We start from the raw sequence: 17,170 nt of genomic DNA, 5'->3' as shown, positions 1-17,170 counted from the left end.
CTCAGGAGTGTCGGTTCGGCCCCGTAGAATCACCTCGTGGCAGGACGGATCAACGACGAGGACGTGAAGGCGGTACGGGACGCGGTCCCGATCGACGCCGTGGTGTCCGAGTACCTCCAGCTGCGCAACGCGGGCGGCGGGAACCTCAAGGGTCTGTGCCCCTTCCACGACGAGAAGTCCCCGTCCTTCCAGGTCAGCCCGAGCAAGGGGTTCTTCCACTGCTTCGGCTGCCAGGAGGGCGGCGACACCATCACGTTCGTGATGAAGATCGACCACCTCTCCTTCTCGGAGGCGGTCGAGCGCCTGGCCGGCCAGGCGGGCATCACCCTGCGCTACGAGGAGGGCGGCTACAACCCCTCCCACCAGCGCGGCGAGCGGATCCGCCTGGTCGAGGCCCACAAGATCGCCGCCGACTGGTACGTGGAGCAGCTCGCCACCAGCCCGGAGGCCGACACCGGCCGCCAGTTCCTCGCCGATCGCGGCTTCGACCAGGCCGCCGCGCAGCACTTCTCCGTCGGCTACAGCCCTCAGGGCTGGGACCACCTCACGCGCTTCCTGCGCGGCAAGGGCTTCACCGACAAGGAGCTGATCCTCTCCGGCCTCTCCCAGGAGGGGCGCCGCGGCCCCATCGACCGCTTCCGCGGGCGCCTGATGTGGCCCATCCGCGACATCGGCGGCGACGTCGTCGGCTTCGGTGCCCGCAAGCTCTACGAGGCGGACAACGGCCCCAAGTACCTCAACACGCCCGACACGGCGATCTACAAGAAGTCCCAGGTCCTGTACGGCATCGACCTGGCGAAGAAGGACATCGCCAAGGCGTCCCGCGCGGTCGTCGTCGAGGGCTACACCGACGTCATGGCCTGCCACCTCGCCGGCGTGACCACCGCCATCGCCACCTGCGGCACCGCCTTCGGCGGCGACCACATCAAGATCCTCCGCCGCCTGCTCATGGACAACGGCTCGGCCCGCGTCATCTTCACCTTCGACGGCGACGCCGCGGGCCAGAAGGCCGCCCTGCGCGCCTTCGAGGACGACCAGAAGTTCGCCGCCGAGACGTACATCGCCATCGCCCCCGACGGCATGGACCCCTGCGACCTGCGCCTGGCCAAGGGCGACGAGGCCGTCGCCGACCTCGTCGAACCCCGCACCCCGCTCTTCGAGTTCGCCCTGCGCCAGATCGTGAGCCGCTACGACCTCGACACCCCCGCGGGCCGCGCCGCCGCCCTGGACGAGGCCGCCCCGATCGTCGCCCGCATCAAGAACAGCGGCGCCCAGCACGAGGTCGCCGTCCAGCTCGCCGGCATGCTCGGCATCCTCGACACCCAGTTCGTGGTCAAGCGCGTGGCCCAGCTGGCCCGCTGGGCCCGCGACCGCGGCGGCAAGGGCCCCGCCCCGGAGCGGCACCACCGGGGGCAGCAGTACGCCGGCCCGCCCCAGCCCGCCACCTCCCGCGGCCCGGCCCTCAACCTCCGCAACCCGGTCTTCGCCACCGAACGGGAACTGCTCAAACTCGCCCTCCAGCGCCCCGAGTTGGTCTCCCCGGCCTTCGACGCGTACGGGGTGGACGAGTTCACCGCCCCGCCCTACGCCGCCGTGCGCCAGGCCATCCAGGACGCGGGCGGCGCCGAACCGGGCGTCGCCGACCCCCAGGACTACCTGGTCCGGGTCCGCGAGGCCGCCCCGGACGACGCGGTCCGCGCGATGGTGACGGAGCTCGCCGTCGAGGCGATCCTGCTGCACAAGGGCGTGAAGGGGGCCGACGAGGTGTACGCGGGCGCCCAGTTGGTGACGGTCCGCCGCCGGGCCGTGGAGCGCCGCATCCGCGACATCACGAGCCGGCTCACCCGCCTCGGAACCCACGGCGACCCGGCCGAGCTCGCCGCCGTGCAGAACGAACTGTGGGTCCTCCAGCAGTACGACCAGACCCTCCGTGAGCACGGCGCCGCCGCGCTCTGACACAGGTCAGGACCCGGCCCCCTCGAAGGTCGGCGTCACCGCGCGCACCAGCCGCTCGGCGAACTCCCGCTCGTCGTACCTGAACCGCGGGTACTCGGTGACGAAGTGGTTCCACTCGACGTAGCCGACCGCCTCCACCACGTCCTCCAGGAGGATCTTCTCGCGGTACGGGTACGGCCACTCGCCCGACAGCCGGAACACCTCGTGCAGCAGCTCGTAGCGCAACGGGTACCGCTCGGCCAGCAGGACGGCGTCGTACAGGTCCTTGCCCTGGGCGTGCGCGTCGTTGATCACCCACATCAGCTTCCAGGCCAGGGACAGCTCCGGCGTCGCGGCCTGGACGAGCGCACCGCCGGGCAGCTCGACCGGCTCGGGTTCCTCGGGCAGCCGCTCGTTGAAGACGAAGTCCAGCTGGACGTGGCCGCCGGGCAGGCCGGGGGCGCCCCAGGGGAGCACCATGCGCCGGCCGGGCACGCGGTCGTACGTCCAGATGTCCTCGGCGACCGCGCCCCGCGCCGAGATCCCGACCCCGGGCCCCCGCGCCTCGGCCAGCTCCTGCGCCGCCGCCGCGATTCCGGTCAGCATCCGGTCCGTCCGGCCGTCCTCCATCCGCCAGGTGTGCGGGACGACGACGAAGTCCAGGTCACCGGGCTCGCGCGCGGCCTCTGCGAACCACGCCGACATCAGCACGCTGCCCCGCAGCACCAGCGAGTCCACCCAGGGCGAGCCGCTGATCGCAGCCAGCACCAGATGCAGCGCCTGACGGCGGGCCGCCCGCCACGCCTCGCCCCGCGTCGGGTCGGCGAAGCGCGGGTCGGTGGCGCGATAGGCGTTCTGGTGGTGCTTCAGGGCGGGGTCGAAGACCGGGCGCTGCACCACGTCGTCCCCCGGCACCGGACGCAGCGTCTTCGGCAGGCGTTCCTCCCGGCGGGTGACGTCGTCCAGCGGCTCCCGGGGGATCTCCGTGTTCGCCCACCCGAAGCCCTGCCACGACTGTTTCATCCCGATACCCCCATCGGCTCACCGAGCCATCCCTCGTCCACCGACACATCACTGTCGTGCAGCACGAACTCCCGCTCCACACCGAGCACTTCACGATCCCGCAGCTCGGTCAGCAGCCTCTCCAGTGCCCGGCCCGCGCCCTCGGCGTCCACCGCGTGGCAGCGCTGGGTCACGAACCGCTCGTGGTGCCCGCCCCGCACTCGCCGGGCGTTCCACGACAGATGGGCGCCGTGCGGCACGACGCGCGCCGCGAGAGCCGCCAGGTCCGTGTCCGCGGTGAGCCGCAGCTTCACGTGGTGCTCGAAGTACCGCCCGTCGTCGCAGGGCCGACGCGGTACCTCAGGTGCCCAGGGCGACGACTCGATCTTCACACGCACCGGATCGAAGCCGTCCGCCCGCAGACGCGCGGCCACTTCCCGCACGCGAGCCGCTTCGCAGGCGTACGACGGTGAACCGGACAGGGTGAGCATCGGCTGGTCGCGCATCCGGCCCCTGGCCAGCACGATGTGCGTGAGCTTGAACCCGCCCGCCGCCGCCCAGCGGCGCAGCCGGGCGAGCTCGTCAGGGCCGGCGCAGCGGACCGTCACATGCGACTCGTACAGGGAAGCGGACATCGGACGATCGTCGCAGACCAGTGGCATATGAGGCATCCGGGTTTCCCACGAGGGGCGACCGCGCGGTCACGGACCGGAAACAAAAAGTCATCGCACGCCCCTCGTGGCGACGATGTGTCTTACCCCACACTGGGTTCCGGTGCCTGAGTCCTCGGAGCGCGGCCGATCCGTCACCCACGGGTCCCAGACCCCCGCGGTTCCGCTCATCGCGTACGGGACGGAAAGCGGCGAGGCCGACTCCGCCCCCGAAGTACCGCTGCCGCACTCCTTGGCAGCGATCATCCTGGAGGTCGCCCCCGTGCAGACCCAGACCCTCACCCAGACCGACGCCGGTGCCGCCTCCGGCGCCGACGGTGCCGCGCCGGACGCGGAGGCCGACGCCCTGTCAGGGGTCCCGGCGCAGAGCCGAGCCGTGCACCACCCCGAGTCGGAACCGGAACCGGAGGAGCCGCCCGCCGGGGCCGTCGAGGCGACCGAGCCTCCCGAGGCCGTCGAACCCCCGCCGGTCCGCGCCGAGACCGGCAGCCCCTCCTCGGACCTGTTCCGCCAGTACCTGCGGGAGATCGGCCGCATCCCCCTGCTCACCGCCGCCGAGGAGGTCGAACTCGCCCGCCGCGTCGAGGCCGGACTGTTCGCGGAGGAGAAGCTGCGGCTCACCCCCGACCTGGACAGCCAGCTCGCCCTCGACCTGGACCGGCTCGTCGTCATGGGCCGCATGGCCAAACGCCGCCTGATCGAGGCGAACCTGCGCCTGGTCGTCTCGGTCGCCAAGCGCTACGTCGGCCGCGGCCTGACGATGCTCGACCTCGTCCAGGAGGGCAACCTCGGCCTGATCAGGGCGGTCGAGAAGTTCGACTACGCCCGCGGCTACAAGTTCTCCACGTACGCCACGTGGTGGATCCGCCAGGCCATGTCCCGCGCCCTGGCCGACCAGGCCCGCACGATACGGGTCCCGGTGCACGTCGTGGAGCTCATCAACCGGGTCGTCCGCGTCCAGCGCCGCATGCTCCAGGAGCGGGGCTACGAACCGACCCCGGAGGAGGTCGCGGCCCACCTGGACCTCGCGCCGGAGCGGGTCAGCGAGGTCCTGCGCCTCGCCCAGGAGCCGGTGTCGCTGCACGCGCCCGTCGGAGAGGAGGACGACGTCGCCCTCGGCGACCTCATCGAGGACGGCGACGCGGCCTCTCCGGTGGAGTCGGCCGCGTTCCTGCTGCTCAGGGAGCACCTGGAGGCGGTTCTGTCGACCCTGGGGGAGCGGGAGCGGAAGGTCGTCCAACTGAGGTACGGCCTGGCCGACGGCCGCCCGCGCACGCTGGAGGAGATCGGCCGCATCTTCGGTGTGACCAGGGAACGGATACGGCAGATCGAGTCGAAGACTCTCAACAAGCTGCGGGATCACGCCTTCGCGGACCAGCTGCGGGGTTATCTGGACTGATGCCGGGTGCGGGCCCGGCGGGGGCGGATCGCGCAGTTCCCGCGCCCCTTGAGGGCGCATGTCCCCGCGCCCTCAAGGGGAGCGGTTTCGCGAGCCTCTGAAGGGGCGTCAGCTGCACGTACTCAAGGGGCGCGGGGAACTGCGCGACCAGCCCCCACCGGCCCGCAGCCGCCCCACGACACCATCCGGCCCCCCCGGATCGCGACTCAGTCCACCTCGGCCACCGCCTGCGCGAACTGCGCCTCGTACAGCCGCGCATACGCACCGCCCCCGGCCAGCAGTTCCTCGTGCGTCCCCTGCTCCACGATCGACCCGTTCTCCATCACCAGGATCGCGTCCGCGTCCCGGATCGTCGACAACCGGTGGGCGATGACGAACGACGTGCGGCCATGGGCGAGTTTCGCCATGGCCTTCTGAATGAGCACCTCCGTCCGCGTGTCGACCGAGCTCGTCGCCTCGTCCAGCACCAGGATCACCGGGTCGGACAGGAACGCCCGGGCGATGGTGATCAGCTGCTTCTCACCGGCACTGACCCCGGTGCCCTCGTCGTCGATCACCGTGTCGTACCCGTCCGGCAGCGTCCGGACGAACCGGTCCGCGTGCGCCGCCCGGGCCGCCTCCTCGATCTCCCCGCGGGTGACCTCCCGGGAGGCGCCGTACGCGATGTTCTCCGCGATCGTGCCGCCGAACAGCCAGGTGTCCTGCAGCACCATGCCGATCCCGGCGCGCAGTTCGTCCCGCGACATCCGCGCGATGTCGACCCCGTCGAGCGTGATGCGCCCCCCGGTGACGTCGTAGAACCGCATCAGCAGATTCACCAGCGTCGTCTTGCCGGCGCCGGTCGGGCCGACGATGGCCACCGTCTGCCCGGGTTCGACCTTGAGCGACAGGTCCTCGATGAGCGGCTTGTCGGGGTCGTAGCGGAACGACACGTGCTCCAGCGCCACCTGCCCGCGCAGCTCCTCCGGCCGCACGCCCGGCACCGGGTCGGCGCCCTGCTCCTCCGCGTCGAGCAGCTCGAAGACCCGCTCCGCCGAGGCGACACCCGACTGCACCAGGTTCGCCATGGAGGCGACCTGCGTCAGCGGCATGGAGAACTGCCGCGAGTACTGGATGAAGGCCTGCACATCACCGATCGACAGCGAGCCCGAGGCGACCCGCAGCCCGCCGACCACCGCCACCAGCACATAGTTCAGGTTCGACACGAACATCATCAGCGGCTGCATGACCCCGCTGTTGAACTGCGCCTTGAACCCCGCCTCGTACAGCGCGTCGTTCTGCTCGGCGAACTGCCGCGCCGACTCCTCCTGCCGCCCGAACACCTTCACCAGGGCGTGTCCGGTGTACATCTCCTCGACGTGCGCGTTCAGCTTGCCCGTCGAGCGCCACTGCTGCACGAAGTGCGGCTGCGACCGCTTGCCCACCCGCGTGGCCACGACGAACGACAGCGGCACGGTCACCAGCGCGACCAGCGCCAGGATCCAGGAGACGTAGAACATCATCGCGAGCACGCCGATGATGGTCAGCACCGAGTTGATGAGCTGCCCCATCGACTGCTGGAGGGTCTGCCCGATGTTGTCGATGTCGTTCGTCGCCCGGGACAGCACCTCGCCGCGCTGGCGCTGGTCGAAATACGACAGCGGCAGCCGCGACAGCTTCGTCTGGACGTCCTCCCGCATCCGGAACATGGTCCGGTTCACGGCCCGGTTCACCAGCCGCGTCGCCACCGCCATCAGCAGCCCGGCCACCGTGAACACGCCCAGCGCGAGCAGCAGCACATGCCCGACGGCCGTGAAGTCGATGCCCTCACCCGGGGTGAAGTCGGTGCTGCGCAGCATGTCGGCGACGTCCCCGTCCCCGCGCTGCCGCATGGAGTCGAGGACCTGCTCCTTGCTCGCCCCCTCCGGCATGCCCCGCCCGACGATGCCCGCGAAGACCAGGTCGGTCGCCCTGCCGAGGATCTTCGGCCCGACGACGTTCAGGCCGACGCTGAGCACCACGCACAGCAGCAGCACGTAGATGATCGCGCGCTCCGGCCGGAACTGCGCGACGAGCCGTTTGCCCGACCCCTTGAAGTCCAGCGAGCGCTGGTCGGGGCCGCCCCCGGCCATCATCCGCCCCATGGGCCCCGCCATCAGGCAGCCTCCGCTTCCGTGAGCTGGGAGAGCACGATCTCCCGGTAGGTCTCGTTGTCCGCCATCAGCTCCTGGTGCCGTCCGGTGCCGACGACCCGGCCCTCGTCGAGGACCACGATCCGGTCGGCGTCCCGGATGGTCGCCACCCGCTGCGCGACGATCACCACGGTCGCGTCGGCGGTCTCCTGCGTGAGTGCGGCTCGCAGGGCGGCGTCCGTGGCGTAGTCGAGCGCGGAGAAGGAGTCGTCGAAGAGGTAGATCTCGGGCCGCTGCACCAGCGTCCGGGCGATCGCCAGCCGCTGGCGCTGACCACCGGAGACGTTCGTCCCGCCCTGGGAGATCGGAGAGTCGAGACCACCCTCCAGCCGCTCCACGAAGTCCTTGGCCTGCGCCACCTCCAGCGCGTGCCACAGCTCCTCGTCGGTGGCGTCAGGATTGCCGTAGCGCAGGTTGGTCGCCACCGTCCCCGCGAAGAGATACGGCTTCTGCGGCACCATCCCGACGGTTTTCGCGAGCAGCTGCGGGTCGATCTCCGCCACCTCGACCCCGTCGACGAGCACCTGACCCTCGGTCGCGTCGAACAGCCGCGGCACCAGCCCGAGGAGTGTGGACTTGCCGCTGCCGGTCGAGCCGATGACGGCGGTCGTCTCACCCGGCCGGGCTACGAGGTCCACCGCCCGCAGCACCGGCTCCTCGGCACCCGGATAGCGGAAGCCCGCCCCGCGCATCTCCAGATGCCCGTGCCGGCGCAGCTCCCGCACCGGCGCCGACGGCCGCACGACGCTGGAGGAGGTGTCCAGCACCTCCTGGATGCGCTCGGCGCACACCTCCGCCCGCGGCACCATCATGAACATGAAGGTGGCCATCATCACGGCCATGACGATCTGCATCAGATAGGCCAGGAACGCCGTCAGATCACCGATCTGCATCCCGCCGCTGTCGATGCGGTGCGCCCCGAACCACACCACGGCGATCGACGACAGGTTCACCACCGTCATGACGATCGGGAACATCAGCGCGAGCAGGTTGCCGGTGCCGAGCGCGAAGTCGGTGAGATCGGTGTTGGCCTTCCGGAAGCGCTGCTGCTCGTACTCGTCCCGGACGAAGGCGCGGATCACGCGGTTGCCGGTGATCTGCTCGCGCAGCACCTGGTTCACCGAGTCCAGCCGCTCCTGCATCGCCCGGAACAGCGGCCGCAGCCGCCGCACGATCAGCGTCACGCAGATGCCCAGCACCGGCACGACCGCCACCAGCACCCCGGACAACGGCACGTCCAGACCGAGCGCCAGCACGATGCCGCCCACGCACATGATCGGCGCCGACACCAGCAGCGTGAACGTCATCAGCGCCAGCATCTGCACCTGCTGGACGTCGTTCGTCGTCCGGGTGATCAGCGACGGCGCCCCGAAGTGACCGACCTCACGCGCCGAGAACGACTGCACCCGGTCGAACACGGACGCCCGCAGGTCCCGCCCCAGTGCCGACGCCGTACGGGCCCCGTAGTACACGGCGCCGATGTTGCACACGACCTGGACCAGCGAGATGCCGATCATCAGGCCGCCGTACCCCACGATGTAGCCGGTGTCGCCGTTCACGACGCCCTGATCGATGATGTCGGCGTTCAGCGTGGGCAGGTAGAGCGTGGCGCAGGTCTGCAGGAACTGCAGCAGCACCAGGAGAGCGATGGGTCTCTTGTAGGGCCTGAGACAGGTCCGCAGAAGTCGTATGAGCACGCTGCTTCTCTCGGAGTGGACGACGGGGCGAGTGGTTGCCCCTGGCCCCTATCGTCGAACACTCCACCCGCGTTACCCCAACCGAATTAACCCGACAGGCGGTCAAAGCCTCAGAGGGCACCGGGATGCGTCTGTTCCCGCACCGCCACGAACTGCTGGCGCACCGCCTGCCCCACGGCCAGCTCGTCCCCGGGCTCCAGGACCTGCGCCACCGCGCCCTGCCAGGCCGGCGGGTTGCGCACGTCGAGCGTGCCCTGCGAGGCGCCCAGCGCCCAGGCCGCCTGCCGGGCGGCGCCGATCGCCGCGTAGTCCGCGGGCTGCGGCACCACGACCTGCGTCCCGAACAGCATGGGTGCCGCGGCCTGCACGGCGGGCAGTTCGGCGGCCGGCCCGAGCAGGAACACCCGCCGCACCTCCACACCCCGGCCGCGCAGCACGTCCAGCGCGTCCGCGAGCCCGCACAGCATCCCCTCGAACGCGGCCCGCGCCAGGTGCTCCGCCTTCATCGACTCGCGCCGGAGCCCGGCCAGGGTCCCGGCGGTGTGCGGCAGGTTCGGTGTCCGCTCACCCTCCAGATAGGGCAGCAGCACCAGCCCGTGCGATCCCGGCGTGGACTTCATCGCCAGGTCGGACAGGCTCTCCAGATCCGGCAGCCCCAGCAGCTCGGCGGCCCCGCGCAGGGTCCGTACGGCGTTCAGGGTGGTGACGACGGGCAGGTGCATGCCGGTCGCGTCCGCGAGCGCGGTGATCATGCCGGACCCGTCGACCAGCGCCTCGGGGTGCACGGCCATCACGGATCCGGACGCGCCGAGCGACACCACCGCGTCGCCGAGGCCGATGCCCAGACCGAACGCCGCCGCCATGGTCTCGCCGGTCCCCACGGAGATCAGCAGCCCCTCCGGCGTCGTACCGGCAGCGTCCGCCGGGCCGATCACCTCCGGCAGCATCACCTGGTGGCCGAGCGCCAGCTCCACGAGGTCGGGCCGGTAACCACCGGTCGCCGCCGACCAGTAGCCGGTGCCGGACGCGCCGCCCCGATCGGTGGTTCTCCTGACCGGCCGGCCCAGCAGCTGCCACACCAGCCAGTCGTGCGCCTGGAGGAGGATCGCGGTGCGCTGCGCGTTCTCCGGCTCGGTCCGGGCCATCCAGCGCAGCTTCGTGATCGGCTGGGCGGCCTGCGGCACACACCCCACCGCCTGCGCCCACGCCTCCCGCCCGCCGAGCGCGTCGATCAGATCGGCCGCGGCGACCTGCGTCCGCTTGTCACCGCCGACCATCGCCGGCCGCACGGTGTTGCCCTGCGCGTCCAGCGGCACGACGGCGTTCTGCTGCGCCGAGACGCCGATCGCCTGCACGCCCTCCAGCAGCCCGCCGCCCGCGGCCTCGCCCAGGGAGAGCAGCCAGGCCTGCGGGTCGACGTCCGACGGCCGGCCGCCGCTCTCGGGGCTCTCCACCGGATGCGGTGCATATCCCTGCCTGAGCACGGCTCCGGAGTCCGTGTCACAGACGACGATACGAGTGAAATCGGGTGAACTGTCCAACCCGGCGACTATCCCCATGGCCAAAATTCTGCCGCACGCTCCGCTCGGGTTGAGCCCTGGGCGCCGTGGATCTTGGCGCCGGGGCGGGGGTGCGGGGCTCGTCGTGGCTGGTCGCGCAGTTCCCCGCGCCCCCGTGGGGACGTGGCCGTACCCGGCGCGCGAAAGAACTGTTACGTGTTGGTCGTGCCCCAGTCGTCCTCGCCGCCGTTGTGGGTGGCTCGGTCGCGGAGGTGGCGGACGCGGTCCGCCACCGATTCGGGGACACGGTCACCGACCTTGTCGCTCACCACGTGGTACGCCTTGCCCGCGAACTCACGGCCCTGGTGGGCCGCCGTCTCCGCGGTGTTGCGCACGGCGGGGTTCTGCGCGATCTGCCGGGCTGACTTCTTCAACTGCTCGTAGCGCTCGCGTCCGGCCCTCGTGCCCAGCACGTAACCCAGGACGACTCCGGCGACGAACGTGAGCCGGTAACGCATGACGGCCACCCTTTCCTTGCGTAGGTCTCCGGTGCGGCACGGCGCCGGGGAGTACCGATTGGCGAAGCACCCCCCTGCTTGCGCTAATGTATGTGTCGCAGCGAGCGCGCGCCCCCTGGCGGATACCCAGGTAGGTGCGTTCGATGCACACGAGACCTTCCTCGGTAGCTCAATTGGCAGAGCAGCCGGCTGTTAACCGGCAGGTTACTGGTTCGAGTCCAGTCCGGGGAGCTCGGTCCTCCGTAGCTCAATTGGCAGAGCAGCCGGCTGTTAACCGGCAGGTTACTGGTTCGAGTCCAGTCGGGGGAGCAGGTCGTAAAAGGACCCCTCACAGGGGTCCTTTTTCATGTCCGTCTCCCTGGTCCGGGAACCGCGCGGCGCCCGGCGCAGTCCTCAAGGTCACGTAGGCCGTGCGAAGCCGCCCAGCCGAAGCAGGAGATCGTATGAGCGGCTATGCTGCGGCAGACGGCGCGCACACATGTACGCGACACGCCGCTATGGGGCGGTAGCTCAGCCGGTTAGAGCAGCGGACTCATAATCCGTCGGCCGTGGGTTCGAGTCCCACCCGCCCCACCACTGCAGGCCTCTGACCTGCACAAACGTCTCAGCGGGTGTGCTGGTTCAGGACTTTGGGCCAACGGACCGAATCCCCTGCTCGCGGCTTCAACGCTGATTGCCGATGCCGTCATCGCCGATGTGTACGGACTCTGAACCTGCGAGTCGGGACGCTGATGGGACGCAGAAAAGGGAAAGATCGCCCGTAGACCCACTTGCCGCCTCTTTGGCCATGGCGGGCAGGGGGGACGGGGTGGCTTGGCGGATGTGTGCGACGTCAGGTCGCTCGCCACAGGAGATCCGCGAGGTGGAGGAGGAGCACGAGATCCTTCCCACGACGGCGAGATCTCGCCGGGGAGGCACGGCCCGAGCACGCGCCAGGCCGGGCCGGCCAGGAGCTCGGCCCGCAGTCACCGCAGCTCAGCGACTTGCGGAATCGGGCACGATCTCCGTCATGATCCGTCCCGCTCCCTCACGGCGGAGCCGTAGATGCGCTTCCTGGGTGCGCTGCTCCCACCACCCCATTGGTCCGCGGTATCCCTGACTGTTGGGCGAGTGGCAGTGAGCCGCTGTTGCTGCCTCCCTTATGGGCCTTCCCTGGTGTGTGCCCGGCAGGGCCCCTGCCCGCCGGAACTCACGACAGGTACGGCGCTACTGCCGTGGCGACGAGACCGCAGGTGAGGTAGCTGTCGAGCGTGTGGAAATCCACGGCGGCGATGTGGTCCTCGAAGTGATCGTCGACATCGAATCGATTGCCCAGACGCCGCGGTATCGCCACCAGGTCGCCGCGGTCCGCGATGTTCACCCAGCGTGAGAGACCGGGAGGTCGGACGCCTCTGCCGCCGGTCGGGGCTGGATCCAGCATCTCGAACACCCCGCCCGGCAGTCCCAGCGGGGAACCGAGGGTGACCAGAAGCTCGACGTGGGGGAGCGGATGGGCGTGGAGGGCTTCGTACGTGACGATCGATCCGAGCGAGTGAGACACCACGACCTTCGCACCCGAATCGCCGATCACTTCTGCCACCGCACGACGGGCGTTCTCCCGGCGGGCCGGAGAAGCAAGGTAGCTGTACACCTCCGGGAGCAGGGCAATGGCCACACGCGCCAGGACCCTGGCGGACATGCCGCTACGCTGGGCGAACCATGACAGGGCGTGCCGGGGCGGCATCGTGGCCCACGACTGTCCCTCAGGAGGCTCCTGTGGCAGCCCCAGAGAGTGAAGCCACGACAGCAGCAACTCCTGCTCCGCCGGTGCGAGATCGTCGATGTCGTCCACGACGGACTGCGCTTCGTCGTCGTTGATCAGATCGGCGTAGTAGGCGGCGTGAACACGCGGTGGGGGCACATGCCCCAGCCCGGCTGTCCGGTAGCCGGCCGCCAGCGGCACGGCCCACCTGTCAGCGAGCTCGGCGGCGGCCTTGGCGGGCGCGACGCCGGGCCTCCAGTTCCGTACCCCGTGCACGATGACCACGTTGTGCTGCTTCATACTGCTTCCGTCCCCTCTGCCGAGGCCCAGGCGAAGTAGAAGATCCGAGAGTCGGCTGCGGCAAGCACACCGGCGCGCGACACCGCGAGCGCGCCGCCCAACCCCGGGATGCGGGTCTGCGCCACAGGATCCGTTTCGTCAAACGGCGACCAGACTGTGATGGTTCCTCTGGAAGACGTGGTCACGAGACACAGGCGTCGATTCCACTCCACGACGTGGCACTCGTTCAGATCGTCGTCCGGGTAAGCGCAGAAGGAGAATGCCCTGCGTCCGTCGGCCGGATAGAAGGCGGTGACGGTGCTCTCTGCCCTGTCGGTGTGAACGACCAGGTGTTCGCCGTCGTGCGCCCAGGAGGACGTGGTCACCAGATCGGCATCGTCCTCCCCGGGGCATGGAAAGACGTCCACAGGATTCTCGGCGTCCGCGACGAGCAACTGGCCGTCCCCGTCGCGGATGGCCAGCACCGGCCTGCCCCGAAGCTGTGCCCAGGAAAGATCCTCGAATGCCCTTGGCCACTGCCACCTGTAGCGGGTGGTGCCGTCGGCCAGATCGAGAGCCCAGCCCGCTCCGTGGGAGTCACACACGAAGGCGAGCGGGCGTCCCCCGGCCACGCCCGCCGTGGCGGACACCGCGTTCCGGAACCGTCTGGTGGACAGGCGGAGGCCGTCCGTCGTGTCCCAGGTGTGCAGCACTCCTTGATCGTCAAGGCTCACGGCGAAGTGCCGGCCCCCGTTACTGGTCAGGGCGACGGCTATGACGGCACCGTCGTGTCCGTCCCACGGAGCGAGAGAGCCCATGCTGTCGACCTGGCTGACCACATCGACCTGGGACGTCCTCGACTCCGTGACGGCCAGCAGACGGCCTCCGTCTCCGGTGACGGCGAGGACGCAGGCGTCTTTCGGACTGGTGAGGCTGCGTATCAGGTCGCCACGGAGTGAGCGGACTTGGACGCGGTCGTTGTGCTGGGTGACGACGCACTCCTCTCCCTCGACGTCGATCAACGCCACCGCATGACCCGAGTCTGCCGTGCCCTGCTGCCTGTCCCACACGGTGCCGGTGTCCACGTCCACGACGTGGACACCGGCGTAGGCCTGGCAGGCGACCGTCCGTGTGGTGCCGCTCCTGCTCGGGAGGACAGACCAGACGCTCCCGCTGTGCACGGGCCAGCTGCGGTGGCCTGTGCCGTCGGCGTCCCAGACCTCGAGGGTGCCCGCTGTCGTGCCCGCGATCACCGCGGGGCGGCCGTCGAACTCCGCGATTGCCACCGACGTGATCTCGACGCTGTCTCCGGGTGACCGACCGGCCAGCGGTCCCTCGCCTTGGGCGAGCCACTCCTGGATGAGCTCCACCCCCCACAGGCACCTACCGGTGTGGGTGTAGAGGGTGAGGGTGTGCCAGGTGCTGGCAGCCACCACGAGGTTGCCTCCCAGTGTGCCGACCGCGAGAGCTGTCCACTCGTTCAGGGTGGTGGACGTCCAGGCCCTGCTCCGCGTCTCCAGGTTCCACACGGTGAGACGTGCGTCGGAATCACCGGCCGCGACCAATGTGTCGCCACCGGCCGTCGCCGCTGCGAGAGCCGTGATATGACCGCCGTTGACGACCAGTGTGTCCAACAGGCCACCAGTCTGTGCGTCCCAGATCTGTACTCCGCCGCCGGCATGGCTCGTCACCGCCACAAGACCTTCGGAGGTCCGGGTGAAGACCGCCTCCTCGGGGTAGGGGAGAGTGCCATCGCGGTCGCGTATCGGTGAGCCCCACTGCAAGGTGAGCGTCTCCGGCGCGCGACCGCCCGGATCGCGCACGGCCTCCAGGCCCCGTTGTAGCCATGTCTCTTGTTCGCTGACGGCGCTGTTGAGCAACCACTCCCAGCGCACCCAGGGATCCGGCTCGGGTCTCAGCGCCGCTTCGACGATCCGTGCCACACGCCGGGCCCGCAGCGAGCGGGCGTAAGGCAACTGCGCACGCAGCTCGGTGGGACCGGCGTGTACCAGGAAGGGGGGCTGCCGCAGCAGATCGTCGAGACGGTGGGCGGCCTTCGCGTGCTCGGCGGCATGGCGCAGCACATAGGGGAGGGCCAGATCCCATACCGGGGCGCCGCGCTCGCTCTGTCCGGGCACCGATGCCAGAACGGCGTCGAGGACGGCGCGGTGGTCCGCCGCCGAGACCAGGTGGTCGGAGAGGCTCTGATGGAAGAACCGGTAGAGGCGTCGACCGTCTGTGTCGGTGGCGGACCGGACGTAGAAAGAAGCCGCCTCGATCGCCTCTTGGGTGTCGGAAAGGTCCGGAGGCCTTTCTCCGGGAGGGGTGAGTACCCCGGCCACCGCGTGGATGATCTCCAGCGGCATTCCCTGCCCCCGCCCGTGTGCCAGCGCGACGAGCACGGCACGGATGGACGGCCGGTCCTTGGCCAGGACACCCAGATGCAGCTCCAGCATGCCGGGAAGGTCGGAGGGGACGAGCTGGACCGCCTCCTCGGGCGTCAGCGCACGGTCGTGTTCGGCGAGATAATGGGCGTAGACCGAGGCGAGGAGGAAGCTGCCGCGGTGCCGCACGGCCACGAGGCGACGCGCGACCGCCTTCGCCATGCGCTCACGCAGTGCACAGGACCCCAGGCCGTTGTACGCGGGAGCCTCCTCCAGCAGGTCCGCGAGGTAGTTCCGCAGGTCGGTCTCGCGCTCCCGCTGGGACGTCCGGTCCAGGTCGATGTGTGCGTCCGGGTCCGCCGTGTGCCTGCCAAGTTCTGGGAAACGGTCCCACCACGGACGTACTCCGATGAGTACCTTGCACCTGAGAGTGCCGTCCCTGTGGGTGCCCGACGTGGCCAGTGGTAGGAGCACCGACCGCAGCAACGCCGTATCGAGGGACGCTTCGTCAAGTGCGTCCACGACGACCACGGCCTGCTTGTCAGGGTTCTTCTGGTTCAGGACCTCGCGCACTGAGACAACGGTCCACCCTCGTTCGGGAGCCTCGCCCAGACCCAGTTGACGCGCAATAGAGGCCAGGACGGCGTCGGGGTCACGCTGTCGTGCGTGCACTGCGGCAAGCAGCGGATGACGGTCGAAGCGCAGCTGCCGTGGTACGACCGATCTGATGGATCTCGACACCTCGGCGAGCTGAGGGTGAGCCAGGCACGCCATGACACCCAACAGCGCCGACTTCCCGGACCCCGGGCTGCCGGTGACCACCATGACCGGGTGCTTCTCCTCCTCCGTCAGCCACTTCTTCAAACTCTCCAGCTGCTTCTCGCGGCCGGTGAAGAAGCAGCGGCTCGCCGCGTACCGTTGGTGCGGTGACCCTGACGCCCGTGAGACGAAGTGCAGGGGATCCAGAGCGGGGTCGAGGGCGGAGGCGAACTGCAGCAGTCCGTTCTCCAGGTACTGCCGGAACCGGTCGGCCGGGGTTTCGCGGAACCCGGGATTCTTGAGAAGGGGCAGAACGGGGGAGTCCGCCTCGGGGTGTGCGGTACGCATCACTCGCTGAGGGGGAGACCCGTCCGCCTGGGTGAGTCGTGCCAGCTCCCGGTCGATCTCATGTGCGAACGTCTCCAACGGCACGTGCGTGAGGCTCGGAGACAGGTCGATCCAGCCGGCCTTCAGCCGGCTCAGCACGGTGGCCGTCGCCTGAGAGAACCGTGCCTTGTAGGCTTTGCCGTCCTCAGCGCAGGCAGCGATCACCCAGGCGCGTCTGCGCTCGGCGGGCAAGCCCTGCAGCCACTGCTGCAGCGGAACACGGCCGGCGCCGCAGACATCGAGAAGGAAGAGTGCCGGAGGGCCGTCCCCGGTGGCCTCGACCTCGTCGAGCCACTGGCCGATATTGGCAGCCGTACGCTGGGGACAATTCGAATCGGTGTTCTTGGCGGCCAAGTAGAGAGTGCCGGTCCGGCCCTTGATGCCGTGCCCGATGAAGTGGACGATCAGCCCGGTACCGTTACGCGCACATTGGTCGTAGGCCTGCTCCCAAAGCTTCCCGAGATCTTCGTGCACCAGATCGAACCGCGGGCTGTCGCCGTGGAGTGCAACCCCCGGGTATTTACCTAACAGCGCTGCCAGTTCGGGCGCGACCTTCTGCACCGTCGGCAGGGGGGTGAGCCGGCGACGGTCGAGCGGGTCGTCGGGTATCTTCTCGCTCTCGTCGAAGGTGCTCATCCCGATAACGACTGCTTCGACCACAGACCGTGCCCCCCTGCTTCCTTGTGGCGGAATTGTACGGGGAGTCCCCCCGCGAAGGGTCGGCTCGG

10 protein-coding genes and 3 tRNA genes are annotated in these 17,170 nt (G+C 69.7%); 5 read left to right on the top strand and 8 right to left on the bottom strand.

Translation table 11 applies throughout. The features are described from left to right. The first annotated feature begins 36 nt into the window (after window positions 1-36). The gene (dnaG, locus tag ACFY5B_RS13015; RefSeq protein WP_389968331.1) at window positions 37-1,956 is read left to right on the top strand and encodes a DNA primase; all 1,920 of its coding nucleotides are present in this window, start codon (window positions 37-39) and stop codon (window positions 1,954-1,956) included. A 6-nt stretch (window positions 1,957-1,962) separates the two neighbouring features. On the opposite strand, the gene ACFY5B_RS13010 is transcribed toward dnaG, so the two are convergent. After that, a complete protein-coding gene (locus ACFY5B_RS13010; RefSeq protein ID WP_389968329.1) occupies window positions 1,963-2,958 on the bottom strand; it encodes a nucleotidyl transferase AbiEii/AbiGii toxin family protein in 996 nt (331 codons plus the stop codon). Further along, window positions 2,955-3,572, bottom strand: coding sequence for a hypothetical protein (locus tag ACFY5B_RS13005; RefSeq protein WP_389968327.1), 618 nt, complete (start codon window positions 3,570-3,572; stop codon window positions 2,955-2,957). The genes ACFY5B_RS13010 and ACFY5B_RS13005 overlap by 4 nt, the downstream gene beginning before the upstream one ends. 139 nt (window positions 3,573-3,711) lie before the next feature. Between ACFY5B_RS13005 and ACFY5B_RS13000 the strand changes: the two genes are divergently transcribed. Further along, complete coding sequence (locus tag ACFY5B_RS13000) at window positions 3,712-5,007, top strand: RNA polymerase sigma factor (RefSeq protein ID WP_389968325.1); 1,296 nt, start codon at window positions 3,712-3,714, stop codon at window positions 5,005-5,007. Between the two features lie 206 nt (window positions 5,008-5,213). Here ACFY5B_RS13000 and ACFY5B_RS12995 read toward each other — a convergent pair whose 3' ends face one another. The 4 genes from ACFY5B_RS12995 to ACFY5B_RS12980 all read right to left on the bottom strand — a co-directional run bounded on the left by ACFY5B_RS12995 (window position 5,214) and on the right by ACFY5B_RS12980 (window position 10,892). Next, complete coding sequence (locus ACFY5B_RS12995) at window positions 5,214-7,142, bottom strand: ABC transporter ATP-binding protein (RefSeq protein WP_389968323.1); 1,929 nt, start codon at window positions 7,140-7,142, stop codon at window positions 5,214-5,216. Next, window positions 7,142-8,875, bottom strand: a complete 1,734-nt coding sequence (locus tag ACFY5B_RS12990; protein WP_389968321.1) for an ABC transporter ATP-binding protein — start codon at window positions 8,873-8,875, stop codon at window positions 7,142-7,144. The genes ACFY5B_RS12995 and ACFY5B_RS12990 overlap by 1 nt, the downstream gene beginning before the upstream one ends. 110 nt (window positions 8,876-8,985) lie before the next feature. Then, entirely contained in the window at window positions 8,986-10,434 is a 1,449-nt protein-coding gene (locus tag ACFY5B_RS12985) for an FGGY-family carbohydrate kinase (protein WP_389968319.1), read from the bottom strand. 152 nt (window positions 10,435-10,586) lie between these two features. Further along, window positions 10,587-10,892: a YtxH domain-containing protein gene (locus ACFY5B_RS12980; protein WP_389968317.1), complete on the bottom strand. Its 306-nt coding sequence runs from the start codon at window positions 10,890-10,892 to the stop codon at window positions 10,587-10,589. A 158-nt stretch (window positions 10,893-11,050) separates the two neighbouring features. Here ACFY5B_RS12980 and ACFY5B_RS12975 point away from each other — a divergent pair. The 3 genes from ACFY5B_RS12975 to ACFY5B_RS12965 all read left to right on the top strand — a co-directional run bounded on the left by ACFY5B_RS12975 (window position 11,051) and on the right by ACFY5B_RS12965 (window position 11,468). After that, a tRNA-Asn gene (locus ACFY5B_RS12975) sits at window positions 11,051-11,123 on the top strand. Window positions 11,124-11,128: 5 nt separating this feature from the next. Next, window positions 11,129-11,201: transfer RNA gene (locus tag ACFY5B_RS12970), tRNA-Asn, on the top strand. Between the two features lie 190 nt (window positions 11,202-11,391). Continuing rightward, a tRNA-Ile gene (locus ACFY5B_RS12965) sits at window positions 11,392-11,468 on the top strand. Window positions 11,469-12,081: 613 nt separating this feature from the next. Here ACFY5B_RS12965 and ACFY5B_RS12960 read toward each other — a convergent pair. Both ACFY5B_RS12960 and ACFY5B_RS12955 read right to left on the bottom strand, forming a co-directional pair. Continuing rightward, window positions 12,082-12,933 carry a serine peptidase gene (locus ACFY5B_RS12960; protein WP_389968315.1) on the bottom strand — a complete coding sequence of 284 codons (852 nt, stop codon included), beginning with the start codon at window positions 12,931-12,933 and terminating at the stop codon, window positions 12,082-12,084. After that, on the bottom strand, window positions 12,930-17,078 hold the full coding sequence (locus tag ACFY5B_RS12955) for an AAA family ATPase (RefSeq protein WP_389968313.1): 4,149 nt from the start codon (window positions 17,076-17,078) through the stop codon (window positions 12,930-12,932). The genes ACFY5B_RS12960 and ACFY5B_RS12955 overlap by 4 nt, the downstream gene beginning before the upstream one ends. Between the last annotated feature and the right edge of the window lie 92 nt (window positions 17,079-17,170).

The organism is Streptomyces sp. NPDC013187 (assembly GCF_042899705.1).
Lineage (GTDB): Bacteria > Actinomycetota > Actinomycetes > Streptomycetales > Streptomycetaceae > Streptomyces > Streptomyces hawaiiensis_A.
Note: the sequence above shows the minus strand (reverse complement) of the source record. Positions and strands in the feature narration are given on the sequence as shown.

Coding starts and splice junctions, on each gene's coding strand:
- ACFY5B_RS13010 (WP_389968329.1), bottom strand. CDS start 2,958: ATGAAACAGTCGTGGCAGGGCTTCGGGTGGGCGAACACGGAGATCCCC.
- ACFY5B_RS13005 (WP_389968327.1), bottom strand. CDS start 3,572: ATGTCCGCTTCCCTGTACGAGTCGCATGTGACGGTCCGCTGCGCCGGC.
- ACFY5B_RS12995 (WP_389968323.1), bottom strand. CDS start 7,142: ATGGCGGGGCCCATGGGGCGGATGATGGCCGGGGGCGGCCCCGACCAG.
- ACFY5B_RS12985 (WP_389968319.1), bottom strand. CDS start 10,434: ATGGGGATAGTCGCCGGGTTGGACAGTTCACCCGATTTCACTCGTATC.
- ACFY5B_RS12980 (WP_389968317.1), bottom strand. CDS start 10,892: ATGCGTTACCGGCTCACGTTCGTCGCCGGAGTCGTCCTGGGTTACGTG.
- ACFY5B_RS12960 (WP_389968315.1), bottom strand. CDS start 12,933: ATGAAGCAGCACAACGTGGTCATCGTGCACGGGGTACGGAACTGGAGG.
- ACFY5B_RS12955 (WP_389968313.1), bottom strand. CDS start 17,078: ATGAGCACCTTCGACGAGAGCGAGAAGATACCCGACGACCCGCTCGAC.